This is a genomic window from Veillonella sp. CHU732, from assembly GCF_003992085.1.
GTDB lineage: Bacteria > Bacillota > Negativicutes > Veillonellales > Veillonellaceae > F0422.
This window is the reverse complement of the sequence record NZ_RQVC01000002.1, coordinates 136,606-155,373: the sequence shown is the minus strand read 5'-3', so window position 1 is coordinate 155,373 and position 18,768 is coordinate 136,606. Positions and strand designations below refer to the sequence as shown.

Sequence of the window (18,768 nt, the reverse complement as noted above, 5' to 3'; positions counted from 1 at the left end):
CTGTAAAACAAATATAGGCAGAGCCTTAGCTCTGCCAATTAATTTGTATAGGTTATTTACGTAATTATTTGCCGTAACGTTTGTTAAATTGTTCGATACGACCGCGAGCTTTAGCCGCACGTTGTTGGCCTGTGAAGAATGGATGGCAGTTGGAGCAAACGTCCACGCGAAGATCACCTTTAACAGAACCAGTTTTGAATGTGTTTCCACAACCGCAAGTTACAGTTGCTTCCGCATAATTAGGATGAATTCCTTCTTTCATGTATATACACCTCTTTTCAACGTCTAAACTTTTCCTATAGATTATATCACGAATGCTATACTCTATGCAATACTAGGGACTATGACTTATTCAGATTTTTCTGCTTCTAATTTTTTAGCCTCTGCTCGTTCTTGTTTTGCTTCTTCTAAAGCTTCTTCTAAATCTACAGAGTTTAAGATTTCTTTTAGTTCTAAAATTTCTTCTAATGTTAAGGTTACACCTTTTGTCATTTGTGAGTAGTCTTCATCCCAAGCACGGATATCGAATTTAGGATTATAACGTCCCCAGCTTGTGCATGTTAATTGCTTTTTCATGCCATCTTTATTTTCTGAAAGTGTACCTAGTACTTTATAAATTGAATAATTAACCACAGCCATGATTAGCCCTCCACTTGTTCTTTTGTTTCATCTGATAAGACAGTTGGTTCCGGCACAATATCTTTAGCCAACCCTGCCAAAGCATTGGCCCAGTTTGTTTCAGCTTGTGCTTTTTCTGTTTCATATTGTTGTAATGAAGTGGTAAAGCTCGCAGTAAATGCAGTCAATGCCTCTTCTTTCACCACTTGACGACGGCAACTACCCATTAATTGTAATAAGGCTGGTGTGGTAGTTACCATGGACGCTAAGGTACGTACTACTTGTTTTCCTTCTTCACTATTGAAATACGTATACCATAAGAATGGTGCACTTGGATGGTTAAAATACCAACGATATTCTACTGTATCATCTTGTAAAACAGATTGTTCCATCGCTTTTTGTACGACTTCATCCTCTGGAGATGCTCCCAAGGGAATACCACCCTTTTGTTCCAATGTAACAGACACATCGATGCCTTTCATAGATACTTGTAAATAATATCCTTCTAAGGCTTCAAACATGCGTTGCATGTACGTTGGAATGCGATAGTCTCCATGCATATAACCATCTTCACCCATAGTTGGATGTTTTGGATTCATACTTACTTGTACACCATATAGTGAAAGTCCATAGTGAGCCAAACTAAATGTTTCCATAGATGCCAAAACTTCGTGAGGCAATGGAATGAAGTTGGTTTGCTTATATCCATCTTCAACGATTTCACAAATGGACAAATCTACTTTTTTCACAGGTCCTAATCCATAACGGAACTCATACGTTTGTAGAGGAGCCCATTCTCGAACGACTTCTAAATGGTTTTGTAGAATCATGAACTGTAAGGCTACTCGATTCATATTCAATTGATCTTGTACAGCAGACACTGGAATGAAGTAACGTACAGTACCTTTCTCGCTTACATTATTCACACGAGCCGCCATTTCTTCCATCGTCGTTACTGGAGCTGTGAACATACCAGAGGTAGCTGCTACAATGTGGTCAAAGATGACATCTTCTGGCCATTCATTGATCACTGGTGCTAATGGATATAGGCTACGGAATAGATCATAGCAACTTTCAGATGGCGTATAGAATAATAAGCGATCTGTGGGAAGGGTTTGCATAATCTCTTCTGCAATGGCTGCATATTCCTCAAAATAAGCAAAGAGGATTATACCTTCTGTATTCTTATGAAAGTCAATCACTTCTTGCATCGGTACAGCCCATTGACGACCTGCGGACACACCTTCATAATAGCCAGTAGCACTGATGAAATCCATTAATTCTACGCTAAAGGAAATGCCGTAAATTTCCTTAAACCCTGCTTCATCATATGGCAAGGGTCCAAACATATCTACTGTGGATGTTTGAGCAAGCTCAAATAATTCTTTCGGCGTAATCCCCCACTCACGAACTTCACCGCTTTGGGTGATGATTTGGTCTAATACACGGAATCTTGCTATTTCCTGTACAATGGCTGGGCCTGTTACTCCCACCTTTGTAAAAGTCTCAATGAGACGTCTCATTTGTTCTGTCATACTATACCTTCCCTGCCGATTGGCATACATTATATAAAGGACATTCGTCACATAATGGTTTTCGTGCTTTGCAAATCTTTCGACCATGCCAGATCATCCAATGATGTGCGGCACTCCAGTGTTCCATAGGAATTGCTTTTTTCAGTTTCTTTTCTACTTCGTCTGGTGTTTTACCCTTGGCAATACCTAACCGATTGGACACTCGGAACACATGAGTATCTACCGCAATGGCTGGCGTATCAAATAATATGGATACTAATACATTGGCTGTTTTACGACCAACCCCTGGCAATGTGACTAAGGTATCAAAATCTCGGGGCACTTCACTATTGTATTGTTCCACTAAAATTTTGCATGTTTCATGAATATGTTTTGCTTTTGAACGATATAACCCGCAATCTTTAATGAGCGCCTCTAATCCAGGTATACCTAATTCATACATGTCTTTAGGATTGCTATATTTCGGAAAGAGTCGTTTTGTTACAATGTTGACTCGTTCGTCAGTACATTGTGCAGATAATGCAACTGCTACTAGTAATTCAAAAGGCGTAGTAAATTCTAGTGCCGGTTTTGCATCATGGTAGACTTCTCCCAATATTCGTATTTGCTCTGCCTTGATAGCTTTTGTGATTCGCATCGGAGCCTTCTCCTCTAAGATGAAAAAACTATATAAATTGTGTTATAATATAAATCTACAATGAATATCATCAGTTAGATACTTTCATCTAACACTAATATATAGTGTATCATACCACAAAGGGTGTGCGTTAACAAATAAGGAGATTATCTATGACAGAACAAGAAAAAAAAGATATGACCATGGAAGAAGCCTTAACTCGCATTAATGCATTGGCAGCGAAAAAAAAATCTGGTCAAACTTTAACAGAAGAAGAATTAGCAGAAAAGAAAGATTTATATGAAGTGTATTTAGGTTTTATCCGTGCGCAAGTAGTACAACATCTGGAATCTATTGAGTTTGTGGATGCGGAACCTGAAGCAGATACTGTGGAAGTAGATGTAGATTTAGACACAAAATATTTACGGAAGTCTCATTAAGATGGCCCAGTATACAAAGCAAGACCTACAGATTTTAGAAGAACCTTTTGTAGAAATTCGCAAGAAGGTAACTATCTTATTACGTATGGGCTGTTTGCTATCTGAAAATGGTGCTAATGCGAACCAAATTGTTCGTGATATGCGTCGTGCTGCAGCTTATATGGGCATCCCTAAAGACTATTTACATATTCATATTGCCTACTCTAATATTCTCATCAATATTCATGGTGAAAGTGAATGTATTACATCCTTCCGTAAGGTACAATATATGGGTGCCAATATGGAAGTTATTTCAGCTATCAGCGTATTAACTTGGACTGCTTTACTAAAAGTATATACATTAGATGAGTTTTCCCAAAAGTTAGAAGAAATTGCCAAAAAAGATCCACCCTATTCCAATGCAACCTCTGCTGTGCTTGCAGGCTTTGCATGTGGTGCCTTCCCTATTTTATTTGGTGGCACCATCATCTCTGCATGGATTACAACATTTTGCGCTCTCCTTGGCTTTATTGTCCTATTAATTTTGAAACGTTTCCAAATTAATGGCTATATCAGTATTGCCTCTGCTGCCGCAGTATCCTCTGGGTTAGCATTTCTATCCGGATGTGTTTTTGACTCTGCTGATGTCATCTATGCCATGATTGCTTGTACATTGTTCATGGTGCCCGGAATACCTCTCATCAATACAGTGGACGACTTGTTAAATAATCATATTTTGGCAGGTATCTCTAGGGCTGTACATACCCTACTCATCGTAGGAAGTATGACCGTTGGCATTAGTATGGCTCAATATTTTAATCATTCCTATGATTTCACCCATTTAAGCATTGTACCAGACAGTATTTCACCCGTTTTATTAGGAGCTGCTGTTGTGGGCGCTGCGGGCTATGCTGTTATGTTTTATACACCAAAACGACTATTACCATTGATAGGCATTGGTGGTCTCATCGCAATCTTAGTAAAAAATACACTTATATTACATCTAGGTTTTTCTGTATTCGGTGCTACTTTCATCGCAGCTGCTATGGTGAGTTTATTCTGTTTGAAAGCTGCTCGATATGCTAAAACATCTTCTCTTGTCTTAGCTATACCTTCAGCAATACCTCTCGTACCTGGTGTATTCATTTATAGATTTTTATACGCCATGTTACACATTAACTCATTGACTTCTACTACACTCGTAGAAGCAATTCAAAGTGGTGTTACGGCTATCCTTATTATCATCTCCATTGGTGTAGGCGTAGCAATACCATCTATTTTGGCAGGAAAAGTATTAGACGCTCGAAAAGAAAAAAAATTAGAAAGTTTATTAGATAAACGGTATACATAAGAAAAGCATGTATCTTTTGACGTATTGTCATTATGATACATGCTTTTTCTATAACCTATAATTAATAACGTGCATACTATGTTTAAGAATATATGTTGTTACCTAATGTAGATGCATTAATATGCTAGAAGTATAATCTCATCAAGGCAAAAAAAAGGACTGAATGTATCAGTCCTTAGTATGTATTATAGATGAGCTTCTACAGCTGCTTTTAATTCTTCTAATGGAATGAAACCGATTTTACGATCTACGATTTCACCATTTTTGAAAATAGCAAATGTAGGAAGAATTTCAATTTTGAAGAATTGTGCCAATTCAGGTTGTTCATCAGTGTTTACTTTTGTTAATGTCACTTTGTCGCCTAAGGCAGCTGCCAATTCATCATATACTGGCATCATGCGAACACAGTATCCACACCATGGTGCCCAGAAATCTACAACAGTTACTTTATCATTTGTTGCTACTACTTCTTTAAAATTTGCAGATGTTACATCAATAATTGCGCTCATGTAAGCCTCCTATTAAATTTGAATCAATACACAATCTTGAATCACTTCAAGACCTAATTCAGTTGCCTTTTTCACTACTGCCGGTTTATCCGCACCTGGTTGTAGCCAAACGGTCTTAATCCCTAACTCTTTACAACTATCTAGCGCTTCTAAACCAACTTTTTCTGGCACAACAAAGTCGACTACAGTAGGTACTACTGGCAACTCATGCAAGCTTGGATAGCATGGTACACCATCGATAGATGTAATATTAGGATTCACTGGATACACTGTATATCCTTTATTCACAAGATGTTTGAAAATCTTATATCCGAACTTATCGGTTCTTGTTGTGGCACCTAAAACGGCCCACGTTTTTTCTTGGATCGCTGTTTCCATTGACATACGTATCACCTCATTACTGTACTATCATACCATAATATCGAAATTTGTCAATTTAATTATATCTTGTTCTAATCGATTTTTCGGAATGTCAATTGCTAGTAACTCTGAAAGTGTAATTTTCTTGCAAATCGGTAGGTCTCCTATTGTGAGTAGCCCCGTTTCCAGTGCAAACCATGCCCACAGTCTCTCTGGTGTAGCCCCTTGGTTCTGTAGATCACGTATGGTGATACTTTGTTGACGTTTAGACAGACGATACCCTTCTGCATCCACTAGCATAGGAGCATGACCATATTGCAAAGTAGGAAACCCCAAGGCCTGGGCCAGCGCAATTTGATGACCCGTCACAGGCAGTAAATCATTACCACGAACTACTTCTGTAACACCCATTTCATAATCATCAATGACCACTGCCAAATGATAGGCAATCATTCCATCCCATCGTTTTAACACGATATCATCACTACAAGATTGGATTTCATAATCTACCGCACCTCGATATATATCCTGAAAGGATCCTTTTATATCCTCCATATGAAATCGCCAAGAAGGAGGTCTTTCACCTATAGTCGGCTCATGTGTTAAACAATATCCATCATACACATGATGGGCTTCACCTTGATGAGGAGCGCTGCTGATTTCCTGTAAGCGAGCTCGATTACAATAACACGGATATAACCGTTTTTGGCTACGTAATTCTTGCAAATATCTCTCGTATATATCCAAACGTTGGGATTGATACGTAGGTGCTTCGTCCCAAGTAAAACCAAGCCAAGATAAATCTTCTAAGATATGATCTGCATAAATTGGTTTAGACCGTTGTGTATCTACATCTTCTATGCGCACTATATATTCACCATTCTGACGTCGTGCAGACCAATAGGACAAAAATGCTACCCACAGATTTCCTACATGCATATGTCCTGTAGGGCTGGGTGCAAAACGACCTTTCATAGAAACCTCCTAAGCCTCTTCACTAAGGTGTTCCCACCGCTCATAGAGGGCCTCTAACTGTGATGTTGTATTGGCCAACTCTTGAGATAATCGTTCATATTCTGAAATATCTCCTTGTATAGATGGGTCCTGTAGCTGTACCGTATACATTTTAACAGTCGCCTCATACCGTGCAATATCTGACTCTACTTTAGCTAATTCCTTTTCTAGCATGAAAGAATTCGTTTTCTTTTTAGGGGCTGTCGCTGCTTCTGAATAGCTAGTATATTGTTCCTCCGTTATAGCAGCCTCTGATGTACCTGTATGTATCTCAGCATTAGAATCATTACTCACTGCTGTATCTCCAGCATTATTAGCCTTTCCTACTGTATTGCTGGACATATTGTTGCACTTCATCTGCTCCGCTTCTAATCGTTGGGCTGCTAACACAGACCGTTCCAGCATTTTTTCTTTATAATACGAATAGTTTCCATGGAACTCTTCAATGCCGCCATTATCTAAGACCACAATGCGTTTTGCCACTGCATCTAATAAATACCGGTCATGGGAGATGATTAACAAAGTTCCTTCAAACTGTTGTAAGGCTTGTTCCACTGTTTCTCGTGTAGGGATATCTAAATGATTTGTCGGTTCGTCAAGGATTAAGAAATTACAGCCTTCTAAAAATAACTGTAATAAGGCTACCCTGGCACGTTCACCACCTGATAAATCTCCTATTAACTTGAATACATCATCCCCTCTAAACTGAAAGGCACCTAGTACGCTACGAGCAGATTCTTCTGACATATCATAAGGAGCCATGATCTCTTGCAACACAGACCAACTAGGGTGTAATTCTTCATGTTCCTGCGAGAAATAACCTGTCTGCACTCGATTTCCAGTGGTAATCGATCCATCCAGTGTATTAAGTTCCCCCATAATTGTTTTTACGAGCGTCGATTTTCCAGCTCCATTGGCACCAATTAAGCCTACCACATCTCCTCGACGTAAGGTCGTTGTAATATGGGTAGCCACTGGATGTTCTACATCATAACCAATGGACACATCTTCCACCATCAACACTCGGTCTGCACTCATTTCTGCCTTAGGAAAGGTAAAAGCGAACTCTCTATCTTGATCTGGTGCCTCTAATCTCTCTAGTCTATCTAACTGTGATTGACGACCCCGTGCCATTTTAGATTTTATGCCTGCTCGATATTTATCAATATATTCTTCCGTTTTACGAATGTGTTCCTGTTGCTTTTCATAGGCACGTTGGTACGCCACTCGTTGCTGTTCTCGTTGTTTTAAGAACTGGCTATAATTACCTTTATAGGTATGTATTTTATGATGAGATAATTCCACCACTTCTGTCGCCACTTGATCTAAGAAATATCGGTCATGGCTGATGATGACAATACCACCTTTGTAGGATTTTAAATATCCCTCTAACCACTCTAACATTGGCATATCTAAATGGTTAGTAGGCTCATCAAGAAATAAAAAGTCAGGACGACGCACCAAGGCTTTCGCCAAGTTAATACGCGTTTTTTGTCCCCCAGAAAATTCACTAGCTTTCTTCTTTAAGTCTTCGTCACTAAATCCTAACCCATAAGCAATACGTTGGCTTTGTTTTTCATAATCATAGCCACCAAGCCATTCTAATCGCTCTTGTAAATAGGATAAACGACGCAAGCCTTGTTCTGTGGCATCTCGATGTTCTAATTCTGTCGTTAACACTTGTAACTGAGATTCTAAGTGCTGTACATCAGCCCAAGCCGTTTGAATTTCTTCTTCTAAACTAGCATCACCTAGATTTACATCTTGCTGTAAATAGCCAATGGTGATACTACTGTCTTTCACAATAATTCCCGCATCATGTTCTTCTATGCCTAGTATGCATTTCATCAACGTCGATTTACCTGCCCCATTCGGGCCAACTAAAGCGAGACGTTCTCCTTGTCGTATGGTAAAAGATACATTAGAAAAAATTTCTCGTACACCAAAGGATTTCCCTAGTTTTTCTATTCGGATCTGTTCCAAAATACTTCCCCTATCCTATGTCTGTTCACTATACAAAAGTATTACCATTGCATACTACCTAAAAAATGTACCATTTATCTTAGTAAATAGCATAGATAGGTTATAAACTAAGTAATACTTCTTGTAAATGATTCGTCAAAGCTTGTTCAAATTTATCTATCATAGTTGCGTCCAAGTCATGTGTAATTCCTGGATAGCCTTGTTGTCTAGTTTCACCAAAAAATTCATCGCGGAATGTATTATAAAATAAGACGACTCCTGTTTCCTCATTATCTTTGATATAGGTACCAATAATATAAGAACCATTAATCATATCTAATGCTGTATGCGGCGTCACATCTAAATGATATCCTGCGATTGTTTGTGGCAATGCCTCTGTATAATTCCATTGATGTATACCTTTTTTCTTATATTCGTACACAAATCCTTCTTGGGGCGCCATAAATCGTGTCATCATAGATGCTTTATAGTTGGCCTTTAGGTTCTCCATAAATGGAGTTAAAGACTCACGTATAAAAGCAATGTCTACAAACTCTACTAAAGGTACTGTGATACGCACCATATAATCCCCTACTTCCGTATCATAGAGGACTGACCAACGCCAATTTTTATCATTTGTATAATAAAAGAGACTATATACAGTAGATGATATGGCTTGTTGTTCCACCACTAAGTGAAAGTCTCCAATGGTGGGTTCTAACCATGATAAATCGAGGTTTTCACATTCTTTTATGATTGCATCCATGGATTCATTCCTTATCGTAGTTGACTATATAATAATTGATACTGTGATTCATGCTCCATCACGCGTTTCACATAATCTTTTGTTTCTGGAAATGGTATTTTGTCTACATCATCAAAATTATCATCCCAACCATAGGTCTGCATCCATTCCTCCACATGACCACGTCCTGCATTATAGGCTGCTAAGGCTAAAATTTCATTACCTTTGAACTCTTCTAATAAATATGATAAATACCAAGTCCCTAATTGTATATTCGTGTTCGGTTCTTTAATATCTTGGTCAGATAGGCTAGACTGATTTAATTGTTCTCCAATCCAGTGCGCTGTTTCTGGCATTAACTGCATCAATCCTATAGCCCCTGGTAAAGATTTTGCATTCGTATCAAATTTACTTTCCGTATAGATAACAGCTGCAACCATAGATGGTCTTACATGGTAAGTAGATGCATTTTTCATTACCGCGCTTTCATATACTAACGGATACGCATACTGTCTAGCTAAATAGGGTTGCCCATATTGCACATAGTAGGCCGTAAGAACAACGATTAGCCAAGCAAATGCTGTGGATACCCTCATAGTTCCTCCTTCTGAAAGTGAATTTTCGCTGTTTTCCACAATTTACGTAATTGTTTTTCTAGTTCTTTCATAGTCCCAGAATTATCGATGACCACAGTACTTAAATCACGCTTTTCATCTAAACTCATTTGACTACGAACTCGATTCAGTGCCTCCTGTTCAGAATAAGCGTTTCGTTTCATCAAACGCTCTAGTTGTATCACAGGATTTACGTACACAAGCCAAATCTCATCCATCTGTGTATGCCAATCTGTTTCAAACATCAATGGTATATCATAGATGATAGCCTGCTTTCCTTTTGCTTCCCATTCTTCTGTCAATTCTTGTATACGATGTCTAATATGGGGTTGCAATATAGAATTGATGCTCTCCAAGGCTTCTGGCTCAGAAAATACAAGACTACCAATATAGGCACGATGTAACGTACCATTTTCTAGCACTGTATTAGGTCCAAAGGCCTCTACCAATTCCTGTAAACCTGGTGTCCCCGGCTCTACTACTTCTCTAGCCACTACATCTGCATCAATATAGGGAACACCTTTTTTTTGTAACCATCGTAACACTGTACTTTTACCAGAGGCAATGCCTCCTGTGAGTCCGATTTTATACATATTTACACCCCACATTTGATTCTAGTCATACTCAACTATTGTTATACACAAACTATTCCATAGAAATTGTAAGAGCTTACTATTTTACATCTGCCCAATTGTTTGCACTGTGCACATCTACCTGCAATGGCACTCGTAATGTCACTACTTGTTCCATACAATTACGCAATAGAGTTTCTACTTGCTCTTGTTCCGATTCTACTACTTCTAGCACTAGTTCATCATGTACCTGTAGTAAAATACGGGATTGCAATCCTTGCTCTTCTAGCGCTTGTTCTACTTGGTTCATGGCCAACTTAATAATGTCTGCCGCTGTCCCTTGAATTGGCGTATTCATTGCTGTACGCTCCGCAAAGGATCGACGGTTAAAGTTACGGCTATTAATATCAGGCAATGGGCGAACACGGCCAAACATAGTGCGTACAGATCCAGTTTCATGGGCTTCTTGCACCATGCGGTCCATGTACCCTTTTATTTGTGGATAACGACTGAAATATAACTCAATATATTCTTTTGCTTCTGCTCTCGTAATACCTAAGTCACGAGACAAGCCAAAGTCACTAATACCATAAATAATACCGAAGTTGATAGCTTTTGCATGGGAACGTTCTAGTGGCGTTACTTCTTCTAAGGATTTACCTAATACTTCTGCTGCTGTAAATCGGTGAATATCTTCACCATTTTGGAACGCTTGAATTAAGGCAGGATCTTCTGACAAGTGCGCCAAAATACGTAATTCTATCTGAGAATAATCGGCACTGACGAACATATCATACCCATCATGAGGTTTAAATAAAGCTCGAATTTCTCGGCCTTTTTCACTGCGTACAGGAATATTTTGCAAATTCGGATCGGAACTACTTAAACGACCAGTAGCTGTTACCATTTGATTAAAAGAAGTATGAATCCGGTTAGTATGAGGATTCACAAGTCCTTCAACCCCTTCTAAGTAGGTAGATACCAATTTTACCACTGACCGATAGGCCAAAATTTGTTCTACAATTTCATGGTCATTTCTAAGCATATCTAGGACTTCCGCATCCGTAGAATAACCTGTTTTTGTTTTCTTAATCACTGGCAATTGTAATTTTTCAAACAAGATAACACCCAATTGTTTTGGCGAATTAATGTTGAAAGTTTCTCCAGCCAATGCAAATATTTTTTCTTGTAATTCACTAACCTCTACTTTGAAACGTTCCAGTGTAGTGTGTAATTGATCTACATCCATGTAAATGCCATTTTTTTCTAGTACACATAGAGTACGTAATAATGGCAATTCAATATCTCTATATAGGCCCCATACACCAGCAGTCTTCATCTCTTCCGTAGCCTTCTCGTGCATATGGTATAAAGCTTGTGCTTGTAGAGCCCATTCAGTTTCATTTTCCGTAGCAGGAATGGAAGGCTGTCCAAATCGTTCACATAAATAGGTCATACCATAGTTTGCTCGTGTAGGATCTAGTAAATACGCCATTAATGTGAGATCTTTGATATGAACAGTTTCTTCTTTCAAAATTGAAATACGACCTGTTGTTTCAGTACCTAACACTTCAAATAACAATTTTGCGTTATCTGTAACCAGTTCCTTGGCTCCTTGCAAGACTGTTTCTAAATGCGCTACATCTACAAATCCATTCACAACTAATTGGGTATCCCCATTATATAGATATAAGGCTTCTATCGTCCTAAATGGATGTGTTCCCGCTTCTTTCAAGACAAGGCTAATCACTTTATCTTCGTAAAATGCTCTTGGCACTTCTGTGACATGAGTTAATTCAATTTCTTCTGCTGGTGGAGCTAAAAATTGATCGAACAATGTCCCTTCTTCTGCCACTCCCATAGCTTTTAGTAGTCTTGGTGTTACTGCGTGAAAGCCTAACTTTTCAAATAAAGGTGTCACTTCACTAGGATGTACAACAGGAACAAATTGCTCTAGTTCATAAGGCATATCCATGTCTGTTTTGATGGTAGCTAGTTGATGCGAAATGAACGCTAAGTCTTTGTTGTCTACTAATCGTTCTTTCAGTTTTCCCTTTTGTTCCTCAATATGCTCATATACACCTTCTAAAGTACCATATTGATTTAATAGTTTAAGGGCTGTTTTTTCACCAACACCAGGTACACCTGGAATATTATCTGAAGAATCTCCCATAAGAGATTTCATTTCAATAACCATTTGAGGCCCATACCCATACAGTTCTTCCATATTAGACATAGTCACATGAAGCATATCAGTGATACCTTTTTTCGTTAAAAACACACTGGTATACTCATCGACTAGTTGTAGGTTGTCTCTATCACCAGTAATGATATGAACAGCAAGGTCTGATGAGCCCCATTTTTTGCTCAACGAACCAATAATATCGTCGCCTTCAAATCCTTCTTCTTCAATGACAATAATACCTAAGGATTCTAAGACTTCACGGATCAAGCTAAATTGTGGACGCAATTCATCTGGTGCACTTTGACGAGTTCCTTTGTATTCTTCGTAAATATCCATACGGAATGTTTCTTTACCTTTATCAAAAGCAACTGCAATGTAATCGGGATTGATTTCTTCATACAGTTTTGTAAGCATTGTTAAGAATCCATACACCGCATTGGTAGGAACTCCTAGGGCATTTTGCAGTGGTGGAAGCGCAAAAAATGCACGGTATAATAAACTACTGCCATCTATAACCATTAATTTTTTCATATAAGCATCTCCTATTAATAGATTTATGTATCCTTAATTATATCATATTTCCTGCTCTCATGAGTGATGAAAATATAGGTTATTCCTGTATGAACCCTTGCTATATAAGCCAATATTCCTTAGAGTAAATATAAAAATAGTTGCAAAACTGTACGCCCTATGATATACTACTTTAGTAATAATACAGTAAATCACAAGGAGGTGACTCAATTGCCAAATATTAAATCCAGTATTAGAAGCGTAAAAACGGATGCTGAACGTCGTGCGAAAAATTCTGCTGTAAAATCTCAAATTCGTACAGCTACTCGTAAGACTGTAGAAGCTGCTCAAGCAGGCGCTGTAGAAGAAGCTAAAAAAGCACTAGTTCATGCTACAAGCGTAATTGATAAAGCAGCCTCCAAAGGCGTTCTTCATAAAAATACTGCAGCTCGCAAAAAATCCAATTTAGCAGCTAAAGTAAATGCTCTATAATGAACTCTAAAAGAGGGTTAACAAGGAGAAATACTATTTCTCTTAGTTAACCCTCTTTTTTATATATCATCTCTATGTTCTAGATCCACCGTAAGATACTAATATGTATGCATGTATCTACTGATTCTAGTATTCCTCTATAAAAATTATCAAGGCAAACATAACAAAAGGAGCTACTCTCATAGCTCCCCTCGTCGCATTCGTTCAAGCTTTTCCGCCACATCCCCATCAATATGTGCACCTAATTCATTACGTTGTAATGTCATAGCATCACGTTGATGATAACCTGTATATCGTTTACGTTCTTCTTGTTTAGCTAAGTCAATTTGATGACGTAATTCACGTGCTGATATGCGTAATCCTCCAAATCCTAAAATTTGGCTTTGTTCTTCCCCATCACTTGTTACCACGTAGATTGTCTTATATTGACCCTTTTTACTAAATACTTCACGCTCAATATAAGCATCTGCCGTCTCATGAGTACCCGTAAAGACCTCAATAAAATCTGCAGATATACGCTGTTCATCTTCTGTAAAAGGTGCGTGCTTACCATCAAATACAAGAATAATTTTATATCCCTTATAGGTCCCATAATTGAGTAATCTATGACGTAATTCTAATCGGGCATGTTCTAAAGACTCCTTGCTGAGTGATTTCAAGTCAGACCAATCAAATATAACATTATAGCCATCTACAATTAAAATATCTTTTTTCATAGTATACCTATTATCGTTGACGTCTCGCTTCATATAAAAGGACCGCTGCCGCTACAGAAGCATTTAATGAGTTAATTGTCCCAAACATCGGAATCGTTACCAACACATCACACAATTCCTTGGTCAACCGACTTAGACCTTTTCCCTCATTACCAATGACCAATACAATAGGACCTGTCATATTCACATCATACATAACAGTCCCATCCATATGAGCCCCCATCACCCAGAAGCCTTGTGCTTTCAATTGCTCAATGGTCTGTGCTACATTACCAATTTGCACCAATGGAATCGATTCTACAGCTCCTGCAGAGGTTTTGCTAACCGTTGCATTAATAGGCGCATTATGACGCTTTGGAATCAGCATCGCCGTAGCACCTACACACTCAGCCGTACGAATGATAGCACCCATATTATGAGGATCTTCCACACCATCCGTTAAAATTAACAACGGATGTTCTTCCGTGCATTGCAGCAATACATCTTGCAGTTCTTGAAACTTTACAGCATTTACTAATGCAACCACACCTTGATTAGGTACATCACTAGGATATTTTTGTAACTCCCGTTCCTTCATACGACGAATTTCTACACCCTTAGACTTTGCCAAACCCAATATCTCTGAAAGAGAGCCCCCTTGCTTACCTTCCGCCACTAAAATACGATGAATCCCACGATCTGATTTTAGTGCCTCACGTACAGCATTACGACCCACAATAAACGTATCCATGAAAACCTCAAACTTTCCTAAAGTAACTCTACCTATACGTAGTAACTTATTAGCAAATATATCGTGATACATATACTAACCATATCAATACTACAAAGCATTAATATTACAAAATATCTTCTTATATTATTAAGATTAAAACCAATACCAAAGCCTAGAAATAACTAAGCTATCACTTCATTATACCATTAAAAGATAAGAACCCCAAAATAACACATGAGCACCATCCGCTGTAACGTTGTCACTCAAACTAATACATACCGAAAAAGTGCGACATATTCTAGGGATGTCACGTTCAATTTTCTCTAATCTAGAAAACACAAGAAGAGCACGGTATACCCCCGAACAAACATTATGAAATACCGTTTGAGAGGGGGTATGCCGTGCTCTTCCCTTATTCTAAATATCGGTTATGAACGTGACAAAGCACACCAGAATATATCGCACGTTACAGTAATGCTACATACGTGACAACGTTTCAGCAAAAGCGAATTGCATGAGGAATTGCAGCCTCTCTTCATCCCCTTTGCGATAGGTATACCCCAATAACGCCTCAAAGGCTGTACTCATGCGGTATTCCTGCACACTAGCGCTTTTAGGTACATGCACATTACTATTGCGAGCCCGTTTTGCTACAAGTAATTCTTCTTCTGTAAGGCTAGGTTCTAATGCTAACAACACCTTAGCTTGTGCTTTTGCATTAATAAATGATGTCACTACATCATGAAGTATTTGTGTTTTTGTAATGCCCGTTTCTACTACACGATTTCTGATAAATAAAGTATACACACCGTCGCCAATGTAAGCAAGCATAAGAGAGTCCTCTAAAGGACCCTCTCCATTTGCTTCTACTTTCACTGAAGATTTTAATTTATCAATCGCCATAGATCGTAGCTGTTTATATCGATTAAAGTTCACGTTTTTTCCACCGTGCCCCTTGTGGGGAGTCTTCGATGACAATGCCAATATTTGCCAATTCATCACGAATGGAGTCTGCAATGCCCCATTGTTTCTGCTCACGTGCACATTGACGAATATTCAAGATCACATCCATCAATTGATTGTATTCTTCGTTACTAGTTTCTTGACCTTTCCAGCCCTCTTCTAATAAACCAAGAATATCTAACATCAATTTAAAGATTTCTTTCACTTCTCCAATTGTGCTATGGCATACAGTGCCATCACAGCTTTGAACAGATTGATAGTAAATGTTAATTTCTTTCGCCAATCCGTAGATAGGAGCTGTGGCAAGAGCTGTATTGAAATCATCGCTCATAGCTGCTTCGAACTCTTCTTTATAGTTACGAGCATTTTTCAACAATTCTGCTGCTTCTAGTTCACACAATCCTTCTGGACGACTTTCTAAGTACAATAAGTTGTCAATCACCGTTTGGAATCGTTCAATAGCCTTAGTCGCTTCATCTAAGCGTTCATCACTAAAGTCCAATGGACTACGATAATGTGTGCTCAACAAGAAGAAACGCAATGCATCCGCACTATATTGCTCTAAAATGTCTTTCACCAAGAAGAAGTTATTCAAAGATTTACTCATTTTTTCTTGGTTGATCGTAATAAATCCATTGTGCACCCAATAACGCACCGCTGGATGATGTTCAGAGCAACCTTCGGATTGGGCAATTTCATTTTCATGGTGTGGGAAAATTAAGTCAGATCCACCACCGTGGAAGTCAAACTCTTCGCCCAAATATTTTTGACTCATGGCAGAGCATTCAATATGCCAACCTGGACGACCTTGTCCCCAAGGGCTCTCCCAGAATGGTTCACCTGGTTTTGCCGCTTTCCACAAAGCAAAATCCATAGGATTTTCTTTACGGTCATCTACATCTACACGAGCACCGGCTTCCATATCGTCCAAGGTACGACCAGATAATTTACCATAATGTTCAAATTTTTCTACACGATAGTATACATCACCATCTACAGCATAGGCATAGCCATTGTCAATTAATGTGCTAATCATAGCAATGATTTCATCCATATGTGTAGATACACGAGGATATACATCAGCACGACGCACATGTAATGCATCCATTACATCATAGTAGGCATCAATATAGCGATCGGAAATCACATTCCATGCTACTCCTTCGCCATTGGATGTATTAATGATTTTATCATCCACATCCGTAAAATTTTGGATATATGTTACTTTGTAGCCCACGTGGCTCAAATAACGACGAATGGTATCCCAAGTCACAAAAGGACGTGCATTACCAATATGAGGATGATTATATGGTGTTACACCGCATACGTAGATGCTAACTTCCCCTTCTTTCACAGGTTGGAACACTGATTTTTCGCGGGTCATCGTATTGAAAACTGTCAGTTCTCTCATTAGAAATAGCCTCCTTGTATGCACTTAGCCTAAACGGCGAAGTACCTTTTCTTTGCCAAATAAGGTAATAATATAATTCAAATCTGGGCCATGCATTTGACCTGTCGTAGCAATACGAATTGGCATAAATACAAATTTGCCTTTCAATCCAGTTTCTTTCATAATCGCTTTGATAGCTGCTTTTACAGCCTCTGGAGTAATTTCATCCATGGCTTCAATTTTTTCTTTGAAAGCCCCAATAACAGTTGGATAAGACTCTTCTGCTTTCACAGCTGCAATATCCTCAGCATGTTCTGCATCTTCTAGGATATCATCTTGGAAGAACATACCAACTTCGTCTACGATTTGAGCACCATAACTAATGTGGTCTTTCACACAAGTGCAAAGCATAGTCAACCATGCTTGTTCCTCGGCAGATGGGATTTCACTAGCGTAGCCAGCTTTCACCAAATGAGGCAAACATAATTCATACAATGCTTCTGGTATCAATTGTTTCATGTAATTGAAGTTAATATAATTCAATTTATCAATGTCAAAAACAGCAGGATTTTTTGCTACTCGATCCATAGAGAATTTTTGTGTCAATTCTTCCATAGTGAATAGCTCTTCTTCTCCTTCAGGAGCCCAGCCCAATAGAGCCAAGAAGTTCACAATCGCTTCTGGCAAATAACCTAATTCACGGTATTGTTCTACAGAGGTAGCACCATGACGTTTACTCATTTTTTTGCCATCTTTGCCCATGATCAGGGAAATATGACCAAATGTTGGCACATCCCAACCTAAGGCTTTGTAAATTACGATTTGGCGTGGTGTGTTCGATAAATGTTCTTCTGCACGGATAACATGAGAAATTCCCATTGTGTGATCGTCCACTACTACGGCATAGTTATAGACAGGAATTCCATCGGATTTTACGATAACGAAATCGCCAATACCGTTAGATTCAAAGGATACGTGACCACGAACCATATCGTCAAAAGCTACTGTTTCATGCAAAGGAACACGCAAACGAATAGTCGGTTTGCGACCTTCAGCTTTGTACGCAGCCTTTTGTTCTTCCGTTAAATGATGACAATGACCATTATATTTTGGTGTTTCACCACGGCCTAATTGCTCTTCACGAACAGCATCTAATTCTTCTTGAGAACAATAACATTCGTAAGCATGACCAGATTCTAACAATTGTTGTGTTACTTTTTCGTAAATATCTAAACGTTCTGTTTGGCGATATGGACCATGTTCGCCCCCTACGTCAACACCTTCATCCCAATCCATACCAAGCCATTTTAGAGCGGCCTTGATATTTTCTTCACTTTCACGAGTAGAACGAGCTTGGTCTGTATCCTCTACGCGCAATAAGAATGTACCTTGCTCCTTGCGAGCTAATAAATAGTTAAATAATGCGGAGCGAGCTCCACCAATATGAAATGGACCGGTTGGACTCGGTGCAAAACGAACTTTCAT

At 38.7% G+C, this 18,768-nt stretch carries 20 protein-coding genes; 3 read left to right on the top strand and 17 right to left on the bottom strand.

All coding sequences use genetic code 11. From position 1 onward, the window contains the following. Positions 1-64 precede the first annotated feature (64 nt). The 4 genes from rpmE to nth all read right to left on the bottom strand — a co-directional run bounded on the left by rpmE (position 65) and on the right by nth (position 2,790). A complete protein-coding gene (rpmE, locus tag EO121_RS01635) occupies positions 65-262 on the bottom strand; it encodes a 50S ribosomal protein L31 (RefSeq protein ID WP_009354094.1) in 198 nt (65 codons plus the stop codon). Between the two features lie 86 nt (positions 263-348). Beyond that, entirely contained in the window at positions 349-639 is a 291-nt protein-coding gene (locus EO121_RS01630) for a YdbC family protein (protein WP_009354108.1), read from the bottom strand. A gap of 2 nt (positions 640-641) precedes the next feature. Further along, on the bottom strand, positions 642-2,153 hold the full coding sequence (locus EO121_RS01625; RefSeq protein ID WP_127165554.1) for a hypothetical protein: 1,512 nt from the start codon (positions 2,151-2,153) through the stop codon (positions 642-644). Between the two features lies 1 nt (position 2,154). Then, a complete protein-coding gene (nth, locus tag EO121_RS01620; protein WP_127165552.1) occupies positions 2,155-2,790 on the bottom strand; it encodes an endonuclease III in 636 nt (211 codons plus the stop codon). Positions 2,791-2,942: 152 nt separating this feature from the next. Here nth and EO121_RS01615 point away from each other — a divergent pair, with 152 nt between their 5' ends. After that, positions 2,943-3,209 carry a DUF896 domain-containing protein gene (locus EO121_RS01615; protein ID WP_240629372.1) on the top strand — a complete coding sequence of 89 codons (267 nt, stop codon included), beginning with the start codon at positions 2,943-2,945 and terminating at the stop codon, positions 3,207-3,209. A 1-nt stretch (position 3,210) separates the two neighbouring features. After that, positions 3,211-4,539: a threonine/serine exporter ThrE family protein gene (locus tag EO121_RS01610; RefSeq protein ID WP_127165550.1), complete on the top strand. Its 1,329-nt coding sequence runs from the start codon at positions 3,211-3,213 to the stop codon at positions 4,537-4,539. 185 nt (positions 4,540-4,724) lie between these two features. Here EO121_RS01610 and trxA read toward each other — a convergent pair whose 3' ends face one another. The 8 genes from trxA to polA all read right to left on the bottom strand — a co-directional run bounded on the left by trxA (position 4,725) and on the right by polA (position 13,031). Further along, complete coding sequence (gene trxA, locus EO121_RS01605) at positions 4,725-5,048, bottom strand: thioredoxin (protein WP_009354160.1); 324 nt, start codon at positions 5,046-5,048, stop codon at positions 4,725-4,727. A 12-nt stretch (positions 5,049-5,060) separates the two neighbouring features. Beyond that, the gene (locus EO121_RS01600) at positions 5,061-5,432 is read right to left on the bottom strand and encodes a CoA-binding protein (protein ID WP_127165548.1); all 372 of its coding nucleotides are present in this window, start codon (positions 5,430-5,432) and stop codon (positions 5,061-5,063) included. Positions 5,433-5,456: 24 nt separating this feature from the next. After that, positions 5,457-6,383, bottom strand: coding sequence for a tRNA glutamyl-Q(34) synthetase GluQRS (gluQRS, locus tag EO121_RS01595; RefSeq protein ID WP_127165546.1), 927 nt, complete (start codon positions 6,381-6,383; stop codon positions 5,457-5,459). 9 nt (positions 6,384-6,392) lie between these two features. Continuing rightward, entirely contained in the window at positions 6,393-8,405 is a 2,013-nt protein-coding gene (locus EO121_RS01590) for an ABC-F family ATP-binding cassette domain-containing protein (RefSeq protein WP_127165544.1), read from the bottom strand. A 100-nt stretch (positions 8,406-8,505) separates the two neighbouring features. Continuing rightward, entirely contained in the window at positions 8,506-9,150 is a 645-nt protein-coding gene (locus EO121_RS01585) for a hypothetical protein (protein ID WP_127165542.1), read from the bottom strand. A gap of 11 nt (positions 9,151-9,161) precedes the next feature. Continuing rightward, positions 9,162-9,725, bottom strand: a complete 564-nt coding sequence (locus EO121_RS01580) for a lytic transglycosylase domain-containing protein (protein ID WP_127165540.1) — start codon at positions 9,723-9,725, stop codon at positions 9,162-9,164. Continuing rightward, positions 9,722-10,336: a dephospho-CoA kinase gene (gene coaE, locus EO121_RS01575; protein ID WP_127165538.1), complete on the bottom strand. Its 615-nt coding sequence runs from the start codon at positions 10,334-10,336 to the stop codon at positions 9,722-9,724. Before coaE ends, EO121_RS01580 begins: the two co-directional genes overlap by 4 nt. A 79-nt stretch (positions 10,337-10,415) precedes the next feature. Then, positions 10,416-13,031 carry a DNA polymerase I gene (gene polA, locus EO121_RS01570; protein WP_127165536.1) on the bottom strand — a complete coding sequence of 872 codons (2,616 nt, stop codon included), beginning with the start codon at positions 13,029-13,031 and terminating at the stop codon, positions 10,416-10,418. 210 nt (positions 13,032-13,241) lie between these two features. On the opposite strand from polA, the gene rpsT reads away from it, so the two are divergent. Continuing rightward, on the top strand, positions 13,242-13,502 hold the full coding sequence (gene rpsT, locus EO121_RS01565) for a 30S ribosomal protein S20 (protein ID WP_009354152.1): 261 nt from the start codon (positions 13,242-13,244) through the stop codon (positions 13,500-13,502). 179 nt (positions 13,503-13,681) lie between these two features. On the opposite strand, the gene EO121_RS01560 is transcribed toward rpsT, so the two are convergent. The 5 genes from EO121_RS01560 to gltX form a co-directional block, all read right to left on the bottom strand. Beyond that, positions 13,682-14,218, bottom strand: coding sequence for an NYN domain-containing protein (locus EO121_RS01560; RefSeq protein ID WP_127165534.1), 537 nt, complete (start codon positions 14,216-14,218; stop codon positions 13,682-13,684). Positions 14,219-14,228: 10 nt separating this feature from the next. After that, the gene (gene rlmB, locus EO121_RS01555; protein ID WP_127165532.1) at positions 14,229-14,948 is read right to left on the bottom strand and encodes a 23S rRNA (guanosine(2251)-2'-O)-methyltransferase RlmB; all 720 of its coding nucleotides are present in this window, start codon (positions 14,946-14,948) and stop codon (positions 14,229-14,231) included. A gap of 459 nt (positions 14,949-15,407) precedes the next feature. Then, complete coding sequence (locus EO121_RS01550) at positions 15,408-15,866, bottom strand: Mini-ribonuclease 3 (RefSeq protein ID WP_164723846.1); 459 nt, start codon at positions 15,864-15,866, stop codon at positions 15,408-15,410. After that, on the bottom strand, positions 15,856-17,304 hold the full coding sequence (gene cysS / locus EO121_RS01545; RefSeq protein ID WP_127068473.1) for a cysteine--tRNA ligase: 1,449 nt from the start codon (positions 17,302-17,304) through the stop codon (positions 15,856-15,858). Before cysS ends, EO121_RS01550 begins: the two co-directional genes overlap by 11 nt. A gap of 24 nt (positions 17,305-17,328) precedes the next feature. Next, positions 17,329-18,768: a glutamate--tRNA ligase gene (gene gltX, locus EO121_RS01540; protein WP_127165530.1), complete on the bottom strand. Its 1,440-nt coding sequence runs from the start codon at positions 18,766-18,768 to the stop codon at positions 17,329-17,331.